The 21,403-nt window shown below is 48.7% G+C and carries 21 protein-coding genes; 10 read left to right on the plus strand and 11 right to left on the minus strand.

From position 1 onward, the window contains the following. Positions 1–13: 13 nt before the first annotated feature. The 4 genes from D5S11_RS14875 to gerKA all read right to left on the minus strand — a co-directional run bounded on the left by D5S11_RS14875 (position 14) and on the right by gerKA (position 5,504). Entirely contained in the window at positions 14–1,339 is a 1,326-nt protein-coding gene (locus tag D5S11_RS14875) for an LLM class flavin-dependent oxidoreductase (protein WP_029326230.1), read from the minus strand. A gap of 168 nt (positions 1,340–1,507) precedes the next feature. Next, positions 1,508–2,626: an endospore germination permease GerKB gene (locus D5S11_RS14880; protein WP_015239147.1), complete on the minus strand. Its 1,119-nt coding sequence runs from the start codon at positions 2,624–2,626 to the stop codon at positions 1,508–1,510. A 24-nt stretch (positions 2,627–2,650) separates the two neighbouring features. After that, on the minus strand, positions 2,651–3,877 hold the full coding sequence (locus tag D5S11_RS14885; RefSeq protein WP_007410256.1) for a Ger(x)C family spore germination protein: 1,227 nt from the start codon (positions 3,875–3,877) through the stop codon (positions 2,651–2,653). Beyond that, positions 3,864–5,504: a spore germination protein GerKA gene (gene gerKA, locus D5S11_RS14890; protein WP_007410255.1), complete on the minus strand. Its 1,641-nt coding sequence runs from the start codon at positions 5,502–5,504 to the stop codon at positions 3,864–3,866. The genes D5S11_RS14885 and gerKA overlap by 14 nt, the downstream gene beginning before the upstream one ends. A 121-nt stretch (positions 5,505–5,625) precedes the next feature. Between gerKA and D5S11_RS14895 the strand changes: the two genes are divergently transcribed. After that, positions 5,626–5,847, plus strand: coding sequence for a YczF family membrane protein (locus D5S11_RS14895; protein ID WP_108725308.1), 222 nt, complete (start codon positions 5,626–5,628; stop codon positions 5,845–5,847). A 92-nt stretch (positions 5,848–5,939) separates the two neighbouring features. On the opposite strand, the gene D5S11_RS14900 is transcribed toward D5S11_RS14895, so the two are convergent. Further along, positions 5,940–7,685, minus strand: a complete 1,746-nt coding sequence (locus D5S11_RS14900; protein ID WP_108725168.1) for a right-handed parallel beta-helix repeat-containing protein — start codon at positions 7,683–7,685, stop codon at positions 5,940–5,942. Between the two features lie 278 nt (positions 7,686–7,963). Between D5S11_RS14900 and D5S11_RS14905 the strand changes: the two genes are divergently transcribed. Then, positions 7,964–9,442 (plus strand): peptide MFS transporter, encoded by a 1,479-nt coding sequence (locus D5S11_RS14905; protein ID WP_007410252.1) that lies wholly within the window; start codon positions 7,964–7,966, stop codon positions 9,440–9,442. Positions 9,443–9,490: 48 nt separating this feature from the next. Here D5S11_RS14905 and D5S11_RS14910 read toward each other — a convergent pair whose 3' ends face one another. Genes D5S11_RS14910 through D5S11_RS14925 form a run of 4 tightly spaced genes read right to left on the minus strand, consistent with a single transcriptional unit; the run spans position 9,491 to position 12,235 of the window. Next, a complete protein-coding gene (locus tag D5S11_RS14910; protein ID WP_007410251.1) occupies positions 9,491–9,952 on the minus strand; it encodes a hypothetical protein in 462 nt (153 codons plus the stop codon). After that, positions 9,952–10,179, minus strand: a complete 228-nt coding sequence (locus D5S11_RS14915) for a non-oxidative hydroxyarylic acid decarboxylases subunit D (RefSeq protein ID WP_007410250.1) — start codon at positions 10,177–10,179, stop codon at positions 9,952–9,954. Before D5S11_RS14915 ends, D5S11_RS14910 begins: the two co-directional genes overlap by 1 nt. A gap of 17 nt (positions 10,180–10,196) precedes the next feature. Then, complete coding sequence (gene bsdC, locus D5S11_RS14920) at positions 10,197–11,618, minus strand: phenolic acid decarboxylase BsdC (protein ID WP_007410249.1); 1,422 nt, start codon at positions 11,616–11,618, stop codon at positions 10,197–10,199. Between the two features lie 2 nt (positions 11,619–11,620). Next, a complete protein-coding gene (locus D5S11_RS14925; protein WP_088005476.1) occupies positions 11,621–12,235 on the minus strand; it encodes a non-oxidative hydroxyarylic acid decarboxylases subunit B in 615 nt (204 codons plus the stop codon). 93 nt (positions 12,236–12,328) lie between these two features. Between D5S11_RS14925 and D5S11_RS14930 the strand changes: the two genes are divergently transcribed. The 6 genes from D5S11_RS14930 (at position 12,329) to D5S11_RS14955 (ending at position 17,076) form a co-directional block, all read left to right on the plus strand. After that, positions 12,329–13,201 (plus strand): LysR family transcriptional regulator, encoded by an 873-nt coding sequence (locus D5S11_RS14930; RefSeq protein WP_015416796.1) that lies wholly within the window; start codon positions 12,329–12,331, stop codon positions 13,199–13,201. Positions 13,202–13,329: 128 nt separating this feature from the next. After that, the gene (gene tcyA, locus D5S11_RS14935) at positions 13,330–14,127 is read left to right on the plus strand and encodes a cystine ABC transporter substrate-binding lipoprotein TcyA (protein WP_020955311.1); all 798 of its coding nucleotides are present in this window, start codon (positions 13,330–13,332) and stop codon (positions 14,125–14,127) included. Then, positions 14,114–14,818 carry an amino acid ABC transporter permease gene (locus tag D5S11_RS14940; RefSeq protein WP_003156375.1) on the plus strand — a complete coding sequence of 235 codons (705 nt, stop codon included), beginning with the start codon at positions 14,114–14,116 and terminating at the stop codon, positions 14,816–14,818. The genes tcyA and D5S11_RS14940 overlap by 14 nt, the downstream gene beginning before the upstream one ends. Positions 14,819–14,830: 12 nt before the next feature. Continuing rightward, positions 14,831–15,574 carry a cystine ABC transporter ATP-binding protein TcyC gene (gene tcyC / locus D5S11_RS14945; RefSeq protein WP_039062593.1) on the plus strand — a complete coding sequence of 248 codons (744 nt, stop codon included), beginning with the start codon at positions 14,831–14,833 and terminating at the stop codon, positions 15,572–15,574. Positions 15,575–15,655: 81 nt separating this feature from the next. Continuing rightward, positions 15,656–16,303: a YczE/YyaS/YitT family protein gene (locus D5S11_RS14950; RefSeq protein WP_077392018.1), complete on the plus strand. Its 648-nt coding sequence runs from the start codon at positions 15,656–15,658 to the stop codon at positions 16,301–16,303. A gap of 98 nt (positions 16,304–16,401) precedes the next feature. Next, complete coding sequence (locus tag D5S11_RS14955) at positions 16,402–17,076, plus strand: 4'-phosphopantetheinyl transferase family protein (RefSeq protein ID WP_012116780.1); 675 nt, start codon at positions 16,402–16,404, stop codon at positions 17,074–17,076. Here D5S11_RS14955 and D5S11_RS14960 read toward each other — a convergent pair. After that, complete coding sequence (locus D5S11_RS14960; RefSeq protein WP_007410243.1) at positions 17,071–18,381, minus strand: aminotransferase-like domain-containing protein; 1,311 nt, start codon at positions 18,379–18,381, stop codon at positions 17,071–17,073. The two genes, D5S11_RS14955 and D5S11_RS14960, sit on opposite strands and share 6 nt — an antisense overlap. 118 nt (positions 18,382–18,499) lie before the next feature. Between D5S11_RS14960 and D5S11_RS14965 the strand changes: the two genes are divergently transcribed. Together D5S11_RS14965 and D5S11_RS14970 are read left to right on the plus strand one after the other, a co-directional pair. Beyond that, entirely contained in the window at positions 18,500–19,462 is a 963-nt protein-coding gene (locus D5S11_RS14965; RefSeq protein WP_108725169.1) for a DMT family transporter, read from the plus strand. Beyond that, the gene (locus tag D5S11_RS14970) at positions 19,459–19,998 is read left to right on the plus strand and encodes a YcxB family protein (protein ID WP_007410241.1); all 540 of its coding nucleotides are present in this window, start codon (positions 19,459–19,461) and stop codon (positions 19,996–19,998) included. The genes D5S11_RS14965 and D5S11_RS14970 overlap by 4 nt, the downstream gene beginning before the upstream one ends. Positions 19,999–20,032: 34 nt before the next feature. On the opposite strand, the gene D5S11_RS14975 is transcribed toward D5S11_RS14970, so the two are convergent. Further along, positions 20,033–21,343 carry an aminotransferase class I/II-fold pyridoxal phosphate-dependent enzyme gene (locus D5S11_RS14975; protein ID WP_039062591.1) on the minus strand — a complete coding sequence of 437 codons (1,311 nt, stop codon included), beginning with the start codon at positions 21,341–21,343 and terminating at the stop codon, positions 20,033–20,035. Between the last annotated feature and the right edge of the window lie 60 nt (positions 21,344–21,403).

A 21,403-nucleotide genomic window follows, 5' to 3' on the forward strand; every position in this document is an offset into this window, starting at 1 on the left:
GATGAGCCCTCCTTTAGTCGGCATATCGGTTTGCCGGTTTTTCCAGTCCGAAATGTTCTCTGAGCGTCGTTCCTTCATACTCTTTTCTGAACACGCCCCGTTCTTGTAAAATCGGAATCACTTTGTCTACAAAAAGAGTGAGACCTTCAGGCAAAAGCGGCGGCATGATGTTGAAGCCGTCACAAGCTTGTTTTCCGACCCATTCTTCCATCTTATCGGCAAGCTGTTCTGGCGTTCCGACAAAGATATGATGGCCTCTTGAACCCGCCACATATTTGTACAGCTCGCGGATGGTCATGTTATCGCGTTTGGCCATCTCCTGAACGAGCTTGAAGCGGCTTTTAACGGCATTCGACGCATCCGCATCCAATTCAGGCAGCGGGCCGTCAAGCGGGCAGGCGGAAAGGTCGACGCCGCCCAGATAGTTTTGCAGAATGTTCAGTCCGACAGACGGAATGATGAGGTCTTGGAGCTCTTCATATTTTGCCTGCGCTTCTTCTTCGGTATCGGCGATAACGGGAAAAATTCCCGGCATGATCGCGATTTTTTCAGGATCACGGCCGAAAGAAGCCGCTTGTTCTTTAATAGATTGATAGAATTCCTGCGCGGACTCCAAATGATTTTGCGCGGTAAAAATGACCTCCGCCGTTTTGGCGGCCAGCGCTTTTCCGTCTCCTGATGATCCGGCCTGAATAATGACCGGGCGCCCTTGAGGTGTGCGGGCAACATTTAACGGCCCTCTCACGGAGAAATATGTTCCTTTATGGTTCAATTCATGCATTTTGTCTTTATCGAAAAATGCTCCTGATTCTTTGTCACGGATAAAGGCGTCTTCCTCCCACGAATCCCATAATCCTTTGACGACTTCAACGAATTCTTCCGCGCGCTGATACCTGAGATGGTGCTCAAGATGCTTTTCGCCGCTGAAATTAAGCGCGGTCGATTCAATCGAAGATGTGACGACATTCCAGCCCGCGCGGCCGTTGGAAAGATGGTCAAGCGATGCAAATTGTCTCGCGATATGGAACGGTTCGCTGTATGTGGTAGATGCGGTCGCCGTCAGACCGATGCGGGATGTGACCTGAGCGAGCGCCGACAGAAGCGTAAACGGCTCAAAGCGCGTCAGCACATTCGGATGTGATTTGCCGTCTATTGATAAACTGTCCGCCAAAAACAGCATGTCCAATTTCCCCCGCTCAGCCGTTTTCGCCAGTTCTTTGAAATAATCCAAATTCATGCTCGCGTCCGCCGGTGCCTGAGGATGTCTCCAAGAAGCGACATGATGGCCGGTGCCCGCGAGAAACACACCGAGTTTGATTTCTTTTTTCTTTGTCATGATGGATCTCCTTCTATTCTGAAATACGGTTCGGAAAATATTAACACGATTAAACCTATATTTCCTAGTAATTTTATAAGAATAAATCAAAATGTACAATTGTCACGCAAGTTTGTCAATGCATTAAGACAAAAATCATGATTTTTAAAATAACCCGGCGCACCGGCCGGGTTATTTCTTCGAAACTGTATAGACGGTCCCTTTGACCTTTTTCTTAATAACGGCAATGATAAGCAGCAAAACGGGGAACAGCACTTGAAACGGAAGATGAATATAGATCGGCACAATGTTTAAGCCTTCATTCATATGTTCCGAAAAATTGCTTGCGATGCTGATGGAGAGAATCAGCACCCCCAATCCGACCGGGAAGGCCAGCTGGGACGGATTTTTTTCTTTAAAAAGCGTGGACACGCCCACGACAACCGCATATGTAAAAAGGCTGACTTTGAAAAAACCGCCGATGACGAGCACGAGCATGAAAAAGACATCCAGCCGGTCTAAAAACTCTTCCACTTTAATTGTCTGTATGGTGCTCAGCAGCGGAAATTGAGAGCGGAGCATTAAGTTGACGTCCAGCACACAAATATTAATCGCCACTGACATCGCCAAAAACAGGCCGCTGATGATAATCGCCAGAAATCCGGTTTTCCGCACCTTTTTCCGATCCTTTAAGTAAGGAAAAATCATGACAAACACGATTAATTCACCGAACGGGATGAACATCGTCTGTTTAAACACGGAATAAATGACCGTTCCTGCACCCTCCGCTAAAACGGGCTGGAGAAATCTGAGGTTTATCGTGCCTGAGCTGATAATGAGGATCAGCCCGACGGCTGTCAGGAAATACATAATGCCAAACAGCAGCTCGCCGGCTCTCGCTATCACTTCAATTCCCTTTCTGACCGCAAATATCGCGGCGATCATCAGCATGGCATTCACAATTAAAAGCGGCGTATCCTGGTAGGCGAAGGTGACAAGCATTTCGCCAAAATCCCGCAATACGCGGGCGGCGATATAAGCAAAATAGAGAATATAAAGAAGGGAGGCCGCCCAGCTCAGATGTCTGCCGATCAGTTCGTTCATGTAATCTCTCGGAGAAGACTCAGGAAAAAATTGATACAGCGCCTGATAAACGTAGAAAAGTCCGAGACCGGTAACGCACCCGAGAAGCACGGACAGCCACGCATCCCGCCCGGCCATCGTGCCCGGCGGGATCAATAACGAACTGCCCAATTCAAACAAAATGATCATAATAAACAGCTGACGCGTGCCGATTTTCGCATTTTCCATACGCTTCGCTCCTTTCTCCTCAAATCAATCATGCTCAAGCTTGTCTGAGAGAGGATTATTCCGCAAGCCCGTTCTTCTGATAATGACTTCCGTTTTGACATCTACGGGGAGATTTGGGAAATATTCTTCATCCCACTTCCCTTTGAACTTTTTCCATTTGTCCGGATGCTTCCGATAGATCAGGTCTCCGAAGCCGACGAAGTCATTCTTATGGGCTTTTATATCTTCAATCGATTTGGTGATATCTTTCTCAAGCTGCACGCTGAGCGCCTTTTGCATCGTTATCAGCACTTGCGGATCAGACAGATGGAAAGGGTACCTGACAGCGTCCACCAGCCCCTCGACCTGAGCATGCACGTGAATATGCGGTTTTCCGTTCGGAAAAGTGGCCGTCACCTTTGTATTCTGGCGGGTGACCTGCAGACTGATTGCATGCTTCACGTTCTTCCAATCCGCATTGATGAACGTATGCTTGATCCTATTGAGCAGCCATACAGCCCCCACACTGTCGTCATCCTCAATCCAGTAATCCAGCCTCCCATCCTTTTTGAACACCGCCAGTCCGTCCGCTGACAGCACTGCTTTCGGTTCAGTTGTCTGCGTATTTTCCATCGTAGGACCGGCTTTATCGTCTCCGTGCATTTCATAACCCGGAATAAACGGCGACCCGGCCGGAGAAGCGAGATCAATCAGAACGTCCTGAAGGCTGGTTTTAATGACTCTGCCGTATTGTTCCTGCGTGAAGCTGAGCGTCTTGTTCACTTTATTGGAAGGGATTTTATCAATCGGCGTCAGCACTTTAATAATGTCTTCAGCCTTGCAATTATGCGCGATCACAACGGTTGCGGTCGTCCTGAATTCGGTGTCGCGGTCAAGATTGTCCAGAATAAAACTGAGCCCTTCCTCTTTCGCCAGTTTTTCACTGAACACCACGAGATTCGTATGCGCAAAATAGAGCCTTCTGGACACTTTCATCGAGCCTTTTCTCAAAGCTTCCGTCATATTGTCTCCGGACACCGAATAGACGGAAACCGGAGGCCGGTCTCCCGCTCCGCCGCCCTGCAGACCGCCGGCCACGTTTCCCGGATTGATAATTTGCAAGTGAAGGACGTATTTTCCCGTTTCGGTCCGGTCAATACCGATGGCGGAGATCACCGCTAGATCGGTCAGCTCCCTTTTATCCCAGCATCCGGATACAAACATAAGGGAAACCATCGTACAAAGGATAAGCATCCATTTACGTCTTTTCATTACCGTCGCCCTCTTCTACATCTTTATTAACCATTCCTCTGGATGTCTCCGGTTTCGGTCTTTGATGTTCCCCTTGGCGCCTGTTGTTTTCCTGCACGAGCAGTCCCGGCCTTTTTTCATCCGCCCATAACGGAGCTCGGAGAAGGGAATCCTTCAGCCCGCCCGGGGTTAAAGGAGCGAGCGGGGACATATACGGAAATCCGAATGAACGCAGGCCGCACAGATGGACAAACATCATGATAATGCCCAGAATCAGCCCGTAAAATCCCATGACCGCCGCCGACAGAATAAAGAGAAACCGGATCAGCCGCGCAGATATCGCCATGTCAAAAGCCGGGGTCGCAAAGCTGGCAATCGCCGTCAGGGCGACGACGATAACCATGGCTGGGGAAACAATGCCGGCCTGTACGGCGGCCTGGCCGATGACAAGCGCTCCGACTATGGAAACGGCGGAGCCGACAACTCTCGGAAGCCGGACACCCGCCTCCCTGAGAATCTCAAAGGCCACTTCCATCGTCAGCGCTTCAATCACGGCCGGGAACGGCACCGTCTCCCGCTGGGCCGCGATGACAATCAGCAGCTGCGTCGGAATCATTTCCTGGTGAAAGGTCGTCGCCGCCACATAAATCCCCGGCGCCACCAGTGAAATGAAGAAAATCAAAACCCGCAGCACCCTGATGCTGGTGGCGATATCAAATCGTGAATAATAATCCTCAACGGATTGAAAAAATTGAATAAATAAGGCCGGCGCGATGAGAACGAACGGCGTTCCGTCCACGATAATCGCAAATCGTCCTTCCAGCAGATTCCCCGCCACAACGTCCGGCCGCTCCGTATGATATACGGTGGGAAACACAGAAAACGGCGCGTCTTCAATGAGCTGTTCAATGTAGCCGGATTCCAGAATGCTGTCGATGTCAATGTGCTTCAGCCGCTTGCGGACTTCCTTAATCAGCTTTTTATCGCAAATTCCGTTAATATACATCAGCGCGACATCCGTATTCGTTTCGTGTCCGATCTCCATTTTTTCAACCCATACATCAGGCGTTTTTACATACCTGCGGATCATGGAAATATTGGTTTGCAGAGATTCGGTGAATCCCTGCCGCGGGCCGCGGAAAGAGACCTGGGTGCTCGGCTCTTGAATGGACCGATGCTCTCCCCCTTCCGTGCTGGCAATCAGCGCCTTGTCAGCCCCGTCGACAAAAATGAGCGTGCTGCCCGCCACCAGCCCGGCATAAAGACTTTTCCATTTTTCTTCCTCTTTCACCCCGCCGATCGCAAGCGTTTTATCGTATATCAGGCAGACCGCTTGTTCCGGCTGAACGGACGGGATGTCGATTAAATCCTCCAGAAGGGATTGGCTGACGAGCTGTTCGTCTACCAAACCGGCGATATACACAATTGCGGCCGGAAGCTCTTCTTTTCCGATTTTCAGCCGGCGGATGACGACATCGGCACTGTTGCCGAACCTCCCAGACAGCTTCTTCATATTTTGCTTTAAGCTGAGGGAGATCGGCTCATCCCGCTCTTTGTCCGGCTGGCTGTCCGCTTCTTTTCTGCCTTCATTGTCACGGTCGTTTTGATCGGCTTTTTTTTGTTTCTTCTGCTTAAAAAATGGCGGCATATCGCAAAAAACCTTTCCTCGTTTTTTTCATATTCTTCCTGTACGGCAAAAGATTATGCACGGCGGAAAGTCTGTATAAGTTCTGTGTAATCGAAAAGGATAAAAAGGGAGAGTGATGCGCATGAAAATATTGGGGGTTTCATTTTTTTTGCTGGCTGCCTGTCTGATCATTTCAGTAACGATAGATATGCTGCAAGGTTTCAGTTTCTATGGAGCGGTCCAAAACAACCTGTCCGCTTTTAAATTGACCACCTTCTCAGAATGGCTGATGCTGTTTTTATTCGCCCTCTTTTTAATCAGAGAAATGATCGTTTTATATAAAACAGGTAAAAAAGATGCCTGACAGGCGCACGGCTGTATTGTGTCAAAAAAGAACACATCCCTCCTTCTTTCGGAGTTCATGTGTTCTTTTTATTTTTCCGATGCAGATTGTTTTCAGATGACGATATTTCCGCTGTCCGTATCTGTCGTGTGTTTCACAATGACGCCTTTGATAATGCGGTTGCCGATGATTTTAGTACTTGCGGAGGAATTGGTTTGGATGGCGGAAGCAGAAGCGGCGGAAAGGTTGTTGATGGTATTGCCCGACACGAGGGAATTTGAGGCTCCGTTCAGATAGATGCCGATCGGGCTGCCCGCCGTTCGGTTGATCGTGAGCGTATTGTCTATGACTTCATGCGTGCCTGAATTCAGATACACGGTAACGATAAGCGGTGATGATTCAAAGCGGTTGCTGATGACAGAGGTTCCCGAGGATGTTGAACTGAAAATGGGATAGTTTTTGTAGCTTTTGAAGAGATTTCCCTTGATGACAGCCCTGGCGTCATTTGTCACAGATACGGCATAGGACTCCGCGACGCCCTGATACGCATTCGGAATGAGCGTATTTCCTTCAATAACGGCATTTCCGCCTGTGACCCATATGCCCCGGCTGAACGATTTCAGCACATTTTGTTTCACGATGATACTGCCGGCCGACATGGTGATTCCGTCTGTCACCTGATTCAGAGTGTTATTCGTAAAGACGGCGTTTTCGGACAGCGTCGCCCGCATCCCCGTGCTTCGTCTCGTTTCGGAACGTCCGTTTTCAATGACATTGCCGTCAACGGTCACATCTTCCGCCTGATAGACGGAAATGCCCGTATTTTCAAATTGACTGATTTTGTTATGGGTGACGAGGACGCTTTTTCCCCTTACATCTACTCCGGTGGAAAAACCGGTAATCAGATTGTTGGAAATGACGGCATTGCTGCTGTCCTGTCCCTGTGACACACCTTGTCCGGCGACTGCGGTCCTTGAGCCGCCGTCTGACCGAAAGAAGATATTCCCCGAAATGACGGTATGTGCCCCATACCCGTAGCTGATTGTGTTATCGGAATGATTTCCTTCAATTAACACATTATATCCGTTAAAGTTGGTGACTGAGCTTGCGGCGTTTCCGGAAAAGAAGTTGTTGCGGACCGTAATATGAAGAGCTTCTTCATAATCAATATCGCCTTCTCCGTACGATTCAATATCGATTCCGAATTTCGGAGCCGTTCCGTTCCCTTGCCCGGCGTCTTCAATCACGCATTCTTCTACCGTAACGGTATTGCAGCCGGTGATTGAAATGTTGTTTCGCCTTGACTGCCTGATCTCACAGCGGCGGATGGTCACCTGTTCTGAAGTTTCGTAATCACTGTTTGTTTTTAACCCGAGCGGGCTGACAATAATGCCGTCTCCCGTAAAATCCGAAATCTTCACATTTTCGATCAGCACATTGCTGCTGCCTTCAATACAGATTCCAAACCCCCATTCATGGGTCGAACGCAAAGGGACATTGGTATACGTGTGTTCATCCCGTTCGCCGATGATCCGGCCGCCGGTGATGGTGACATTTTCCCGCCTGCCTATATAGAAAGCCGAGTAGCCCCAGGAGCTGTTCGGCGCCACTTTAATCGTGCATTCCGGATCTAAAACGATGGTGAGATGGCTCGGCACGTTAATCCCGGCGTTCCGAAACGGCTGGCTGCTGTCCCCGCCAAGCGTGCCGTTGATTTTATAGGTTCCCGGCGGAAAAAACACCGTATGACAGCCTTCGCTGACGGCCTTGGCCAAGCATTGGTTGATGGCGCCCGTCACATCGGTTTTTCCGTCTGCCGCCACACCGCAATCCGTAATATCCAATATACGATTCGGCAAGTGATAATCTCCTCCTTCCTCTCTTATTGTCATCTTATTCCGCCATATCCCGCTCCGCCTGTACATACTTTAAATTTTATTAAAAAAGTTTATAAAGATAGTTTAGTTAGATAATATAACAAAATAAGTCATTGGAATTAGGGAAATTCGTCTATATTCAACGTTTTAATATCTTTTCATTCTGGAATTTTTTGAATTCAGTATAAATTATATTGACACAAGTATTATATAAGAATATGATTTTTGTAATACACTTTTTTAAGAAAGGGTTGGCTCAGGTGGCATCTATTGATAAGGACTCTATAACAGAAACTGTGCCGCAACGAGGCTTTTTCGGTCATCCCCGCGGCTTGTTTACACTGTTTTTCACCGAATTTTGGGAGCGTTTCTCCTACTATGGTATGAGAGCCATATTGCTTTACTATTTATACACGGAAGTCGCTCATGGCGGTCTCGGCTTTGATAAAACGACCGCAGTTGCCATCATGTCCATATACGGATCTCTCGTATACATGTCGAGCGTCATCGGCGGATGGCTGGCCGACCGGGTATTCGGCACGGCAAACACCGTATTTTACGGCGGAATTTTAATTATGTTCGGGCACATCGCTCTTGCCTTCCCTGGCAGCACGGCAGCGTTTTTTACCAGCATGGCTCTGATCATTATCGGAACCGGCCTGCTTAAACCAAACGTATCCAGCGTTGTCGGAGATTTATATACGAAGGAAGACGAGCGCCGCGACTCAGGTTTCAGCATCTTTTACATGGGGATCAACCTCGGCGGATTGCTTGCGCCGCTAATTGTCGGAACACTCGGACAGAAGTACAACTACCACTTAGGCTTCGGATGCGCCGCGGCCGGTATGTTCCTCGGACTGATTGTTTTCGCTCTTACGAGAAAGAAATACCTCGGCAAAGCAGGCTCCAATGTACCGAATCCGATTTCTAAATCATCAGTGATCGGCACGGGAATCGGAGTGGTCATCGCAGCAGCCGTTATTATCGTTCTGATTCAAACCGGCTGGCTGACGATCCAGCGTGTGATTGACACCGTCAGTATCCTCGGCATTGTCATTCCGGTTATTTACTTTATCGTGATGTTCACGAGCAAAAAAGCGACGAAAACGGAAAAATCACGGCTTGCGGCTTATGTTCCGCTGTTTATTGCAGCGGCAATGTTCTGGGCGATTCAGGAGCAGGGCGCGACGATTCTTGCTTTATATGCGGATCAGCGCACGAGACTTTCCTTTGCAGGCATGCATCTTGAGTCTTCATGGTTCCAGTCTCTGAACCCATTATTCATCGTTATTTTCGCGCCGGTGTTCGCCTGGATCTGGATGAAGCTCGGCAAACGCCAGCCTTCAACACCGATTAAATTCGCGATCGGCATTATCCTTGCCGGATTATCATTTTTAGTCATGGTGCTTCCGGTTATGGGCGGAAGCGGCGAGCTTGTGAGCCCGCTTTGGCTTGTGCTCAGCTTCCTTTTGGTTGTGCTTGGTGAGCTTTGCCTTTCACCGGTCGGTTTATCCGTCACAACGAAACTTGCGCCTGCCGCTTTCTCAGCGCAGACGATGAGTATGTGGTTTTTAACAAACGCCTGCGGTCAAGCCCTGAACGCAAAAGTAGTCGGTTTGTTTGATAAGATTTCTGAAGCGGCCTACTTCGGCTCAATCGGTCTTGTTTCGATCATTCTCGGTATTATTTTGATTCTTCTGTCTCCCGTCATTAAACGGGCGATGAAAGGCGTTCAATAACAGATAAAGAAAAGCCTGCGGAATCGTCCGCAGGCTTTTTTGATGCGTCTATTGTTTTAACTCCTCAAGTGTTTCTCTCCATCTCTTCAAGACATCTTCCGGTTCGTGGAGCTGGATGGCCGGTCCGGATGTCAGATCCGCGTATTTCGCCCGATCTTCCTTGACGGTGATCACCCGGCAGCTGAACCGTTCCCGCTCGTGTTTCGCCTCTTTCAGCGGCGGAAGCGCCTCACATTCCAATGTGACGTAATATGCGGCTCCTCCGTGCCAGGCGATGAAAAGAGCTTGTCCCGAATGCAGAAGGCTGCTTACGGTCGTCGTGTTTTTCCATAAGGCGAGCCGGAGATTTGTTCTGCTCACGGCCACGATTTCACCGGCGCTGATCATGGCCGCGTGCGGACGGCCTTCTTTTGTCACGGATTGGAGCACAAATGCGTCGTGCTGCTTTTTTTCAAGCTCCGTCCCGTCTAAAAGTGTGTAAAGCGCCTCCGGCAAGTGCTCCGTCAGCATTACGCTTTTCTTTCCGGAACAGCGGGAACATGTGCGGCCGTCTCCGTTTCTTTCGGATCGATTTTAAATGCCGGGTTGAATGCCGCCGGATTCGTGATGCTTTCCGGTTCACAGGATCTCCATGTGAAAAAGCAGGTTTGGCATTGGTAAATTTCCCAAGCGCCTTTGACCGGCGATTGGCTGACGGTTTCTCCTTTTTTCGATTCACAGCGCGGGCATGTTTTCATTGCAACCTCATCCTTTCTTATTGATTCATTAAGTCCATCAGTTTTTGTTCCCATTCTTTCGTTGTCAGCGGAGAATCAAGCGGCTGAGAATAATGGCCTCTTGTTTCCGGCGCGGCGGGCGTCGTGGCGTCAAGAATCATTTTGTGTGTCATCCCTGCCGGATCAGACCCCGGGTCAAGCGGAAGGACGGACAGGTCAGGAATGATGACTGCATCGTGTTTCGGATGCATTTTCGTTGAGAGCGCCCACATGACTTGCGGCAGGTTAAACGGATCGACATCCTCATCCACGACAATGACCATTTTGCAGTAGCCGAGTCCGTGCGGCGTGGTCAGGGCGCGCATGCCGACCGCCTTGGCAAATCCGCCGTAGCGCGTTTTCGTTGAAATGATGGCGATCAGGCCGTGCGTATACATCGCATTCACGGCGACAATTTCGTTCGGATAAGCTTCCTTGAGCTGCTGGTAAAGCGGCACGCACGTATTAATGCCGATCATATAATCGCACTCCGTCCACGGCATGCCTAAGTATAAATGTTCAAAAATCGGATTGTTTCTATGATATACCCGTTTGATTTTGATCACCGGCATGCTGCGGCCGCCGGAATAATGGCCCGTGAACTCACCGAAAGGCCCTTCGTATTCCCGTTCTCCCGCAAGGATCTCTCCTTCCAGAACGACTTCAGCGCCCCAAGGGATGTCTAAATCAGACAATTTAGATTTGACGATTCTGTAGGGCTCCCCTTGAATCGCGCCGGCCATTTCATACTCGGATTGATCGTATAACAGCGGAGTTGACGCAGCTGTCGTAATCACCGGCTCACAGCCGAGCGCGATCGTAACGGGAAGATTCACGCCGCGTTCTTCAGCTTGGCGAAGATGAATCGCAATATCATGCTGAGGCACGGGCTGAATGCCGAGGCGGTCTTTTCCCTTTACCTGCATTCTGTAAATGCCGACATTCTGCTTGCCGAAATTGTCCGGATCTTCAAGATCGCGGGAAATGACACACGCTTTATCCAAATAGTAGCCGCCGTCCCCCTGGTTGATTCTGAATAGCGGAAGGATGTCAAATAGATTGATATCTTCCGTTATTTCATTTTCATGAAACGGCGCGGTTTCTTCCCGTTTGACCGGCACCGGAAATGCATCGTACCGTTTGGCGAACTCAAAGAATTGTTCTTTAACAGGCGTATCTTTCGGCATGCCGAGCATCATCGCGTGATTCGGCCACGAGCCGATGACATTCAGAGCCACCTGCGCATGGTGATGTCCGTAAATATTGTTAAACAAAAGCGCAGGGGTTTTATCCCCGAGATTGCTGGCTGCACGCGCAGCGGCGCCCAGATCCGGCTCCGGTTTTACCTCTTCGTTGACTGTTAAGAGCTGCCCTTCTTTTTCAAGAGCGGCGAGAAATTCCCTAAAATCCTGATAGGCCATTATCAGATTCCTCCTTTTTGTTTTTCAATTCCGTACCACCGTTTCGCTTCCGGCAGACGGATGCCGAACTGATCGAGCGTCCGGAACACAATATGGTCGATCAATTCATCCATGTCAGCCGGCTTGTTATAAAATGCAGGCATCGGCGGAAGAATGACGGAACCCATTTTTGTAAGCGCTAGCATATTTTCTAAATGGATTTGGCTGAGCGGCGTTTCTCTAGTCAGCAGCACAAGTTTTTTCCGCTCCTTCAAGATGACGTCAGCCGCCCTTGTCAGCAGATTGTCAGCCATTCCGGTGCGGATGCTTGCCAGTGATTTCATGCTGCACGGAGCGATGATCATCCCGTCCGTTTCAAACGAACCGCTTGAAATCGCCGCGGCTTGGTCTTTGTGAGAATACGTATAGGATGCGAGTTTCTCGACATCTTTTAACGTATAATCGGTTTCATGTGTAATGGTGACATTTGCCCAAGGAGACACGACAAGATGGGTTTCGATCTCCGCGGCTTTTAAATATTCTAAAAGCCTGATCCCGAATATGGCTCCCGTTGCCCCGGTCATTCCGATGACGAGCTTCATATTGACCCCTCCTTTACGCTTGAAATGTGGTGTCAAAACCATCATACTCCTGATATATCCATATGAAAAATATTCGTTAAATCTATGTATCATACCTTAAAGGTATAAAAGAAAGGAGCGAGCGTTCTCATGGATATCCGGCAATTGCGTTATTTCATTACCATTGCCCAAGAGCAGAAAATTACGACGGCCGCCAAAAAGCTTCATATGGCACAGCCGCCTTTAAGCAGACAGCTGAAACAGCTCGAAGAAGAATTGGGCGTCATTCTGTTTGACCGCAATAAAAAGAAACACATGACCCTTACATATGAAGGAAATGTCTTTTTGAAAAGAGCGAAAGAGATTCTTCATAAGTTTGAGGATGCCATTATCGAGGTACAAGAGCTGAAGGAGGAGGTGGCCGGGACACTTGCCGTCGGGTCAACCATTTACTGCGCCGCGCTCATGCTTGAGAAAGTGTCACAGATGAAAGAGCGGTTTCCGCATCTCACCTTTAACATTTGGGAAGATGAGCCTGTCTCACTGCTCGAGCTTCTGGAAACCCGGCAGATTGACGCCGCCGTCACCACCACCTTGATTAAAAACGACGGCATTGAATCGAAGGAGCTTGAAGACATTCCGTGTGTATTGGTGCTGTCCGAGCATTCAAAACGACTGTGCGGTGAAACGATTAAACTGAATGACATCGCCTCTTTGCCTTTGATCCTTTTGCGCACCGTCAATGGAAGAGGTGTGTATGACCAAGTCCTCCAAGTTTGTGAACAGTACGGTCTCGACCTTCAGGTTGTCTGTGAATGCCATGACTCCGCGACGCTCTTGAGCCTCGTATCATCAGGGTTCGGCGCCACAATTCTGCCTTTGACGATGATTCCCGTCCATATGCGCTCGCATGTCAAAACGGTTATCATCGAAGACAACCCGTTTGTCATGACACCGGCCGTCATCTGGAGAAAAGACAGCTATCTGCCGAAGCCGGTCAGACAGTTTTTGGAATTGTTTTGATCCGGAACACGAAGAATTCCCGCTTATGAAAACCAATTACTTGACTCATACTAAAAAAAAGTTATCCTTTACAATTGGGAGCTATTTTTTCTCAATAAAACTACTCAGAAAAGTGGGGAATAAAGAAGATGAAAAAAGCATTATTCGCTTTGTTCATGATGGTCAGCATCGCAATGCTTGCAGCCTGCGGAAACTCACAGGACAGCGGATCTAAGTCAAAAGACGGCGATCTTTGGGCTTCTGTCAAGAAAAAAGGCGTACTGACCGTCGGCACAGAAGGAACGTACGAACCGTTTACCTTCCATGATAAAAAGAGTGACAAACTGACCGGGTATGATGTTGAAGTGATTCAAGAAGTCGCGAAACGCCTCGGTCTGAAAGCTGACTTCAAAGAAACACAATGGGACAGCATGTTTGCCGGATTAAACGCGAAACGGTTTGACGTCGTTGCCAACCAAGTCGGCAAAACAGGCCGTGAGAACCAATATGATTTTTCGGATAAATACACAACGTCAAATGCAGTCGTCGTGACGAAAAAAGACAGCACGATTGCGAAAGAGGCTGATGTCAAAGGAAAAACAGCGGCTCAGTCATTAACAAGCAATTACAATAAATTAGCGAAAGAAGCCGGCGCGAAAATTGAAGGCGTTGAAGGCATGGCTCAATCCCTTCAGCTCATTCAGCAGGGCCGCGCTGATCTGACTTACAACGATAAGCTTGCCGTACTGAACTACTTAAAAACGTCCGGCAATAAAAACGTGAAAATCGCGTTTGAAGCAGGCCAGCCGCAGCAGACGTATTTCGCATTCCGAAAAGGAAGCGGCGAACTTGTGACTCACGTCAACAAGGCGTTAAAAGAAATGAAAGAGGACGGGACTCTTTCTAAAATAGCGAAAAAATGGTTCGGCGAAGATGTTTCTAAGTAACATGCCGGAACCCGTGATTGCAACAGCCATTCCTTGGGATCTGGTGCAGCAGTCATTCTGGCCGATTCTTTCCGGGGGAATCTATTACTCGATTCCCCTTACCATTCTTTCCTTTATTTTTGGAATGATCATCGCGCTGATTACGGCGCTCGCCAGAATGTCAAATATGAAACCATTGAGATGGGTGTTCAGCGTATACGTATCAGCGGTGCGCGGCACTCCTCTTCTCGTTCAATTGTTCATCATTTTTTATCTGTTCCCGACATTTAATATTACGCTGGACCCTTTCCCAAGCGCAGTCATCGCGTTTTCATTAAACGTGGGCGCCTACGCTTCTGAAATCATCCGGGCATCTATTTCATCCGTGCCGAAAGGGCAATGGGAAGCCGGTTATACGATCGGCATGACCTATCGCAAGACATTGTTCCGCGTGATCCTGCCGCAGGCGTTTCGCGTGTCCATTCCGCCATTATCAAATACATTTATCAGCCTGATCAAGGATACATCTCTCGCGTCACAGATTCTCGTCGCGGAGCTGTTCAGAAAAGCGCAGGAAATCGGCGCGCAAAACCTTGATCAAATCTTGGTCATCTATATTGAAGCCGCCTTTATTTATTGGATCATCTGCTTCTTGCTGTCAATCGTACAGCACGTGATCGAACGGCGTCTCGACCGTTATGTGGCCAAATAAGGAGGTTTCGATATGCTTTCCGTCAAAGGATTAAATAAATCATTCGGACAGAATGAAATTTTAAAAAAGATAGATATGGAGATAGAAAAAGGGAAAGTCATCGCCGTTCTGGGGCCGTCCGGTTCAGGAAAAACGACGCTTCTGCGCTGTCTGAACGCGCTTGAGATCCCCAATCGCGGCGAGCTGGCATTCTCCGATTTTTCAATAGATTTCTCCAAAAAAGTGAAGCAGGCTGATATTCTTCGCCTCCGCCGCAAATCAGGCATGGTCTTTCAGGCGTATCATCTGTTTCCTCACCGCACGGCGCTTGAAAACGTCATGGAAGGACCCGTTCAAGTGCAAAAGCGCGACAAGGAGCAAGTCAGAAAAGAAGCGATGGAGCTTCTGGAAAAAGTCGGACTGAAAGACAAAATGGATTTATATCCGTTCCAGCTTTCCGGCGGTCAGCAGCAGCGGGTCGGCATCGCCCGCGCGCTTGCGATTCAGCCCGAGCTGATGCTGTTTGACGAACCGACGTCAGCGCTTGATCCGGAGCTGGTCGGCGAGGTGCTCAAAGTGATTAAGGATTTGGCGAACGAGGGCTGGACGATGGTCGTCGTCACCCATGAAATCAAATTCGCGCAGGAAGTGGCCGATGAAGTCATCTTCATTGACGGCGGCGTCATTGTGGAACAAGGACCGCCGGCCCACATTTTTTCCGCGCCGAAAGAAGAACGCACGCAGCGGTTTTTAAATCGTATACTGAATCCTTTGTAGGAACGGGAGAAGAAGCGAAACACTGATTTCGCTTCTTCTTTTTTTTGGCGGTTATGCTACAATGACAATTAATGAAATTTTATGAAAGAAGGGACCTCTTTGAAGCGGGAATTCTTGATGCGCTGGACGTTTTATTTTGCCGGTCTGTTGATTTTGTCTTTCGGGGTATCGTTAACCATTAAAGGAAAAGCTCTCGGCATCAGCCCTTGGGATGCCTTTCATTATGGGCTTTTTCAGCATTTCGGACTTTCTGTCGGCCAATGGTCCATCGTGGTCGGCGCGGTCATCGTGGCTTTAACCTGCCTGTTCACGAGGACACTCCCGAAAATCGGCGCTATCTTAAACATGGTGCTGATGGGAATGTTTATTGATTTCTTTTCGTTTCTGCTTCCTGAGACGCACGCTTTTTCCTTAGCGGCCGTGTTTTTTTCTATCGGATTGCTGCTGATCGGCTGCGGCGTCGGTATTTACGTATCAGCAGGGCTCGGCGCGGGCCCCCGGGACTCTCTGATGATGCTGATATCTGAAAAAACAGGCTGGAACGTGCAATGGGTGCGGAATGGCATTGAGCTGACGATTCTTGCCGCAGCCTGGATGATGGGCGGACCTATCGGCGCCGGAACCATTATTACGGCTGTTTTGACGGGGCTGATTCTGCGTTTTTCTTTGCCGCAGTCCTCTAAACTGTTAACATACGCGATCTCCGGGCGGGCAACGTCCGTTCATTAAAAACAAAGCCGAAACGGTTTTGTTTTTTTATTTTCGGACAGCTTTCGTCAGATATGATAGGATGGTTTTGACAATATTTTCAGACGGAGGATCTGGACATGAAGATTTACGGAGTATATATGGACCGCCCGCTTTCTGCAGGGGAAGAGGATCGGATGATGGCGGCCGTGTCCGCCGAAAAGCGGGAAAAATGCCGGCGCTTTTACCATAAGGAGGATGCTCACCGCACCTTGATCGGCGACATGCTGATCCGCACCGCTGCGGCGAAGGCTTACGGACTTGATCCGGCAGGGATTTCATTCGGCGTCCAAGAATACGGAAAGCCGTACATCCCCGCGCTTCCGGACATGCACTTTAATATTTCCCACTCCGGTCGCTGGATCGTGTGCGCCGTTGATTCAAAACCGATCGGCATTGATATTGAAAAAATGAAGCCCGGCACGATTGATATCGCCAAACGGTTTTTTTCGCCCACGGAATACAGTGATCTGCAAGCGAAACACCCCGATCAGCAGACCGATTATTTTTACCATCTGTGGTCGATGAAAGAAAGCTTTATCAAACAGGCCGGAAAAGGGCTTTCCCTGCCGCTTGATTCATTCAGCGTCCGCCTCAAAGACGACGGCCATGTGTCCATTGAACTTCCGGACGGACATGAACCTTGTTTCATCCGCACATATGAGGCGGACGAGGAGTATAAGCTGGCCGTTTGTGCGGCGCATCCCGATTTTTGTGACGGGATTGAGATGAAAACGTATGAAGAGCTGTTATAAGCAATCCGTCAGCATTTTGATGCCTCGCGTGATATCCCCTGTCTTGACGTTGGACACGTTGAGTTTGATGATATTTTCTTTCGGAAAATCCGATAGGTAATGGCTCTCAATCGGCTCCACCAGCACGCCTTGCGCTTTCAGACGCTGCACAACTCTTGAAGCGGAAAGGCTTTTCTCCAGCACGAGATGGGTATGGATCGACGTTTGCTTTACAGAAAAACCGCCGTACTCCTGCAGCGCGTTTTGGAGCAGCTCGGAACGTGCTCTGTAAGAGGCCCGGATTTTTTCTTTATGCCTTTTGAACATGCCGCTTTTGATATACACTTCAAGGGCCGCTTGGGATATCATCGAACAGTCGATATCGCTCAGCTTTTTATACGTATGGAAAACCGGGGCCAGCGAATCCGGGAGCACAGCCGCTCCAACACGCAGCCCCGGAAAAATCATTTTCGAAAAGCTTTTCAAATAAATCACGCGGGAAGACAGATCGTAGGCGTACAGCGGGTCTGCCTTCTGATTGTCCTCTAAATCTCCTAGGAAATCATCCTCAACCAAATAAACGTCATACGCCTCCGCTAATCGGACAAGCTCTCGTTTTTGCCATTCTGTCAGAGAGCTGCCGAGCGGATTATGAAATCGGGGCATCGTGTAAAAAAACTTAATTTCCTCCGTCTGAAACAGCCGCTCGACTTCCGCCATATCAAGCCCCTCAGCCGTCCGTTTAATGCCGCAGGCGGGAAGGCGCAGCGCTTCAAGCTGCTCCACCATCAGATGATAGCCCGGCTGTTCGATTAAAATCTTCTTTTTTCCGTTCGGAAACGGCATCAGAGACAGCAGGGATAACGCCTGCTGCACACCCGAGGTGATAAAAATGTTCCGCTCTTTTGCAAATACCTGATAATCGGATAACAGCGTCTGAAGCACCCGGATTAAAGACGGAAGCCCCTGCGGCGTGCCGTAAATGAACAAATCATTTTTATACATATCAATGGCTTTGTTGATGCAATGCTGAAAGTCGCGGTACGGAAAAATATCAGGGTCCGGCGCCGAGGCTGCAAAATCAATGATACCTGTTTGTTCTCGCTCCTGCTTTTTTTCATTTTTAATAAGATAGTAGCCGCTTTTCGGCACGGCATAAATAATGTGCCGTTTTTCAAGCTCCTGAAGCGCACGGATGACGGTGCTTTTACTGACGTGAAAACGCTCGGCCAGCTGCCTGATAGAAGGCAGCCGCGCCCCTTCCTGAAAAGTGCCGCCTTCAATGAGACTCTCCACTTCTATCATCACGTTCATATACTTTTCCATGCTGAACCTCCATCTGTACCGGTACAGTTTATCATTATTCTCATTGTACTGCTTCTTCCCTTCCCATACAATAAAAGGGAGCGGCCGGCGCTCGATCTCATTAAAGGAGTTCGTAAAGATGATTAATCAAAACCGTTTGGCTGCTGCTTACCTCGCTGCCATTTTAAATGCGCTGATTATCGGTTTTTCCTTTATATTTGTCAAGATTGCGCTTCAATCCGCCAATCCGTTTGATATATTGGCTCATCGGTTCACAGCGGCCTTCATCTGTGCAATGCTTCCTGTTTTATTCGGCTGGATCAAACTGTCCGTCAGCTGGAAGAATGTGCTGGCGATCTTGCCTTTGGCCCTTTTATATCCGGCTTTGTTTTTCAGTTTTCAGGCGTTCGGCCTTTTGTATTCTTCATCATCGGAAGCCGGTATCATTCAAGCCGCCATCCCGATTTTTACGATGCTGTTTTCGTCTTACTTTTTAAAGGAACGTCCGACATGGGCGCAAAAGGGATTCACATGCCTGTCAGTGGCCGGGGTGGTATTTATTTTCACAATGAAAGGGGTGTCCGCGGAATCGGCGAGTTTTAAAGGTGCTTGCCTGATCCTGTTGTCCGCGCTGTCCTCCGCCCTTTACAATACGGCAGCGAGACGCATGACCCAGCGTTTTTCATTGGGTGAGCTGACCTGGTGCATGTCTGCGATCGGCTTTGCTTCCTTCAACTGCATCGCTCTCTTCCGGCACGGAGCGGAAGGAACGATCGGGCAGTATTTTCTGCCCTTCCGCGATCCCGGTTTTATCGCAGCGATTCTGTATTTAGGCATTTTGTCTTCTCTCATTACATCATTGATGTCAAACTACGCGCTGTCCAAGATTGAAGCGTTTAAGATGAGCGCCTTTAACAATTTTTCCGTCCTCGTGACGATGCTTGCGGGTGTCCTCGTTCTCCATGAGTCACTCCGCTGGTATCATATCGCCGGCGCCGTCTGTATCGTCATCGGAGTCTTGGGAAGCAATGCTTCAGGACGGCGGAAAAAAAACATATTACGACATAGGGAAAAAATGAAAGGAAACGAAGACGGAATATGATCAACACACGAAATGAAAATATCTATCTCGCGGGCTGCTTAACATTTGCCGATGTAAGAAAACACTTTGCTTATCATCAAGGAAAATCCGCGGCTGTCTGTTTTTTGATTATGCTGCTGGCTTCTGCCATCTGTTTTGAAATGAACGGCCCGGTTACAGGCGGCACATGGGGCGTCAGAGCTCTCCTGAATTTCCTTGCAGCTGTGATTCTCTCTTTGGCAGTCACGGTGATCGCAACGGCAATCTCATTCTTCCGTCTTTATAGAACATACAAAACGAATCAGCGGCTGAAATCTGCCAGAAGTATTACGATTCATCAGCTCGGAATCAGCCAAAAACAAAAAAACGCAAGCATTCTTTTTGAATGGGATGAACTGCTCTCGGCTAGGGAGCACAAAGATATGTTTCGATTACAAACATCGGGTTACGGAACACTTCTGCTGCCGAAACGACTTTTCTATTCGCAAAAAGATATCGCCGTTTTCAGGCAAATGCTCCGGGAAAATGTGAATGGGAAAGTAAATGTAACAGAATAAAAGACAAAAAGGAGGGTGTCCCCCTCCTTTTTTGTCAGCCTGATATTTCCGCCTGTTTCTGCAGCTGCTTTGCTTCCTGATAAATTTCTTCGAACAGATCCGCGATGTGTTCTTCTTCAACACATGAAAATGCGATTCGCAAATCGGTTTCATTAATGGATATCGTCCCGATTCCTCTCTTTTCAAGCAACGACACTCTCAATTCGCCGGCGTTTATGTCTTTCAGCCGGACACACATGAAATAACCAGAGTTAAACGGGTAAGGCGTCCATACGTCATCATAGTGCTTGTTTTCTGCAAGAACGGCTTTCACTTTGTCAGCCCGTTTTTTCATGATGTTATATTTCAGCGATTTTTCTTTCTCGTATTCCGGTGACTGCATCGCCCGCAGCATAAACGTTTGGGACGGGTGCGGGGCGCTTGAAATCGTTCCCCTGATAATCCCTTTTGTTTTTTCCTCGAGCACGCGCAGCGCTTTTTCGCTTTTTGTGCTGTACGTAATAAAACCGACGCGGAAGCCCCACGCGTAATTTTCCTTCGTCGCGCCGTCTATTTTCACGCAAAGCACCCGGTCGTGCACTTGGGCGAGTTTGCTGAAGATGGATTCCTGAATGGCCGTTTCATCGTAAAACAGATTGTAATACGCATCGTCTACGAGCACGACAATCTCTTTGCCGGCTTCTGCCGCCTCCAGGATCACGCTGACGATTTCTGACGCTTCCTCTTCTCCCGGCGTGTAGCCTGTCGGATTATTCGGGAAATTCAGCACGACAATCGCCTTTTCTTCCTGCTTTTTCAGCAGCTCGGACAGCCCCGCCGCATTAAAACGCCCATCCTGCTGAAAAAGCGGGTAGGTCTCAATGGATGCCTTGCGCCGGACACCGAAAATGAAATTGTAATTTCCCCAATATTTATCAGGCAGAAGCAGCGTATCCCCTTCATTGACGAACAAGTCGGCGGCAATGCTCAGCCCGTGTGTTAAAGCGTTTGTCACGATCGGCGTGCTGATGTCTTTGCCGGCTAATGAAGGATTTTCGAGACGCATTTTTTTCAGCCATTCCTGTCTGAGCGGCTCTTTTCCCTGCGGCGGAGCATAATCGTAGATATCATCGGGGTTATAGGCGGACAGTGTCTCTTGAATATGGGAAAAGTGCATGGACTCGCCCTGTGAGGTGGCAATCCCGATCGTGGCATTATACTTTCCGGCCTTGGCTTTCGCTTCCGCCGATTGTGTCAGCACCCCTTTCGGATAAAACAACTCTCTGCCCAAATCAGAAAGCATATGAAGCACGTGCGGGTTTTCTTCAGATAATGTTCTGTTCAGCTCTTTTGCTGCATCATTCATGTACGACAATCCCTTCAAAATTATATTCCATCAAATCATAACATAAAATTTTTGATAAAT

It is taken from the genome of Bacillus sp. L75 (genome assembly GCF_003676355.1).
GTDB lineage: Bacteria > Bacillota > Bacilli > Bacillales > Bacillaceae > Bacillus > Bacillus velezensis.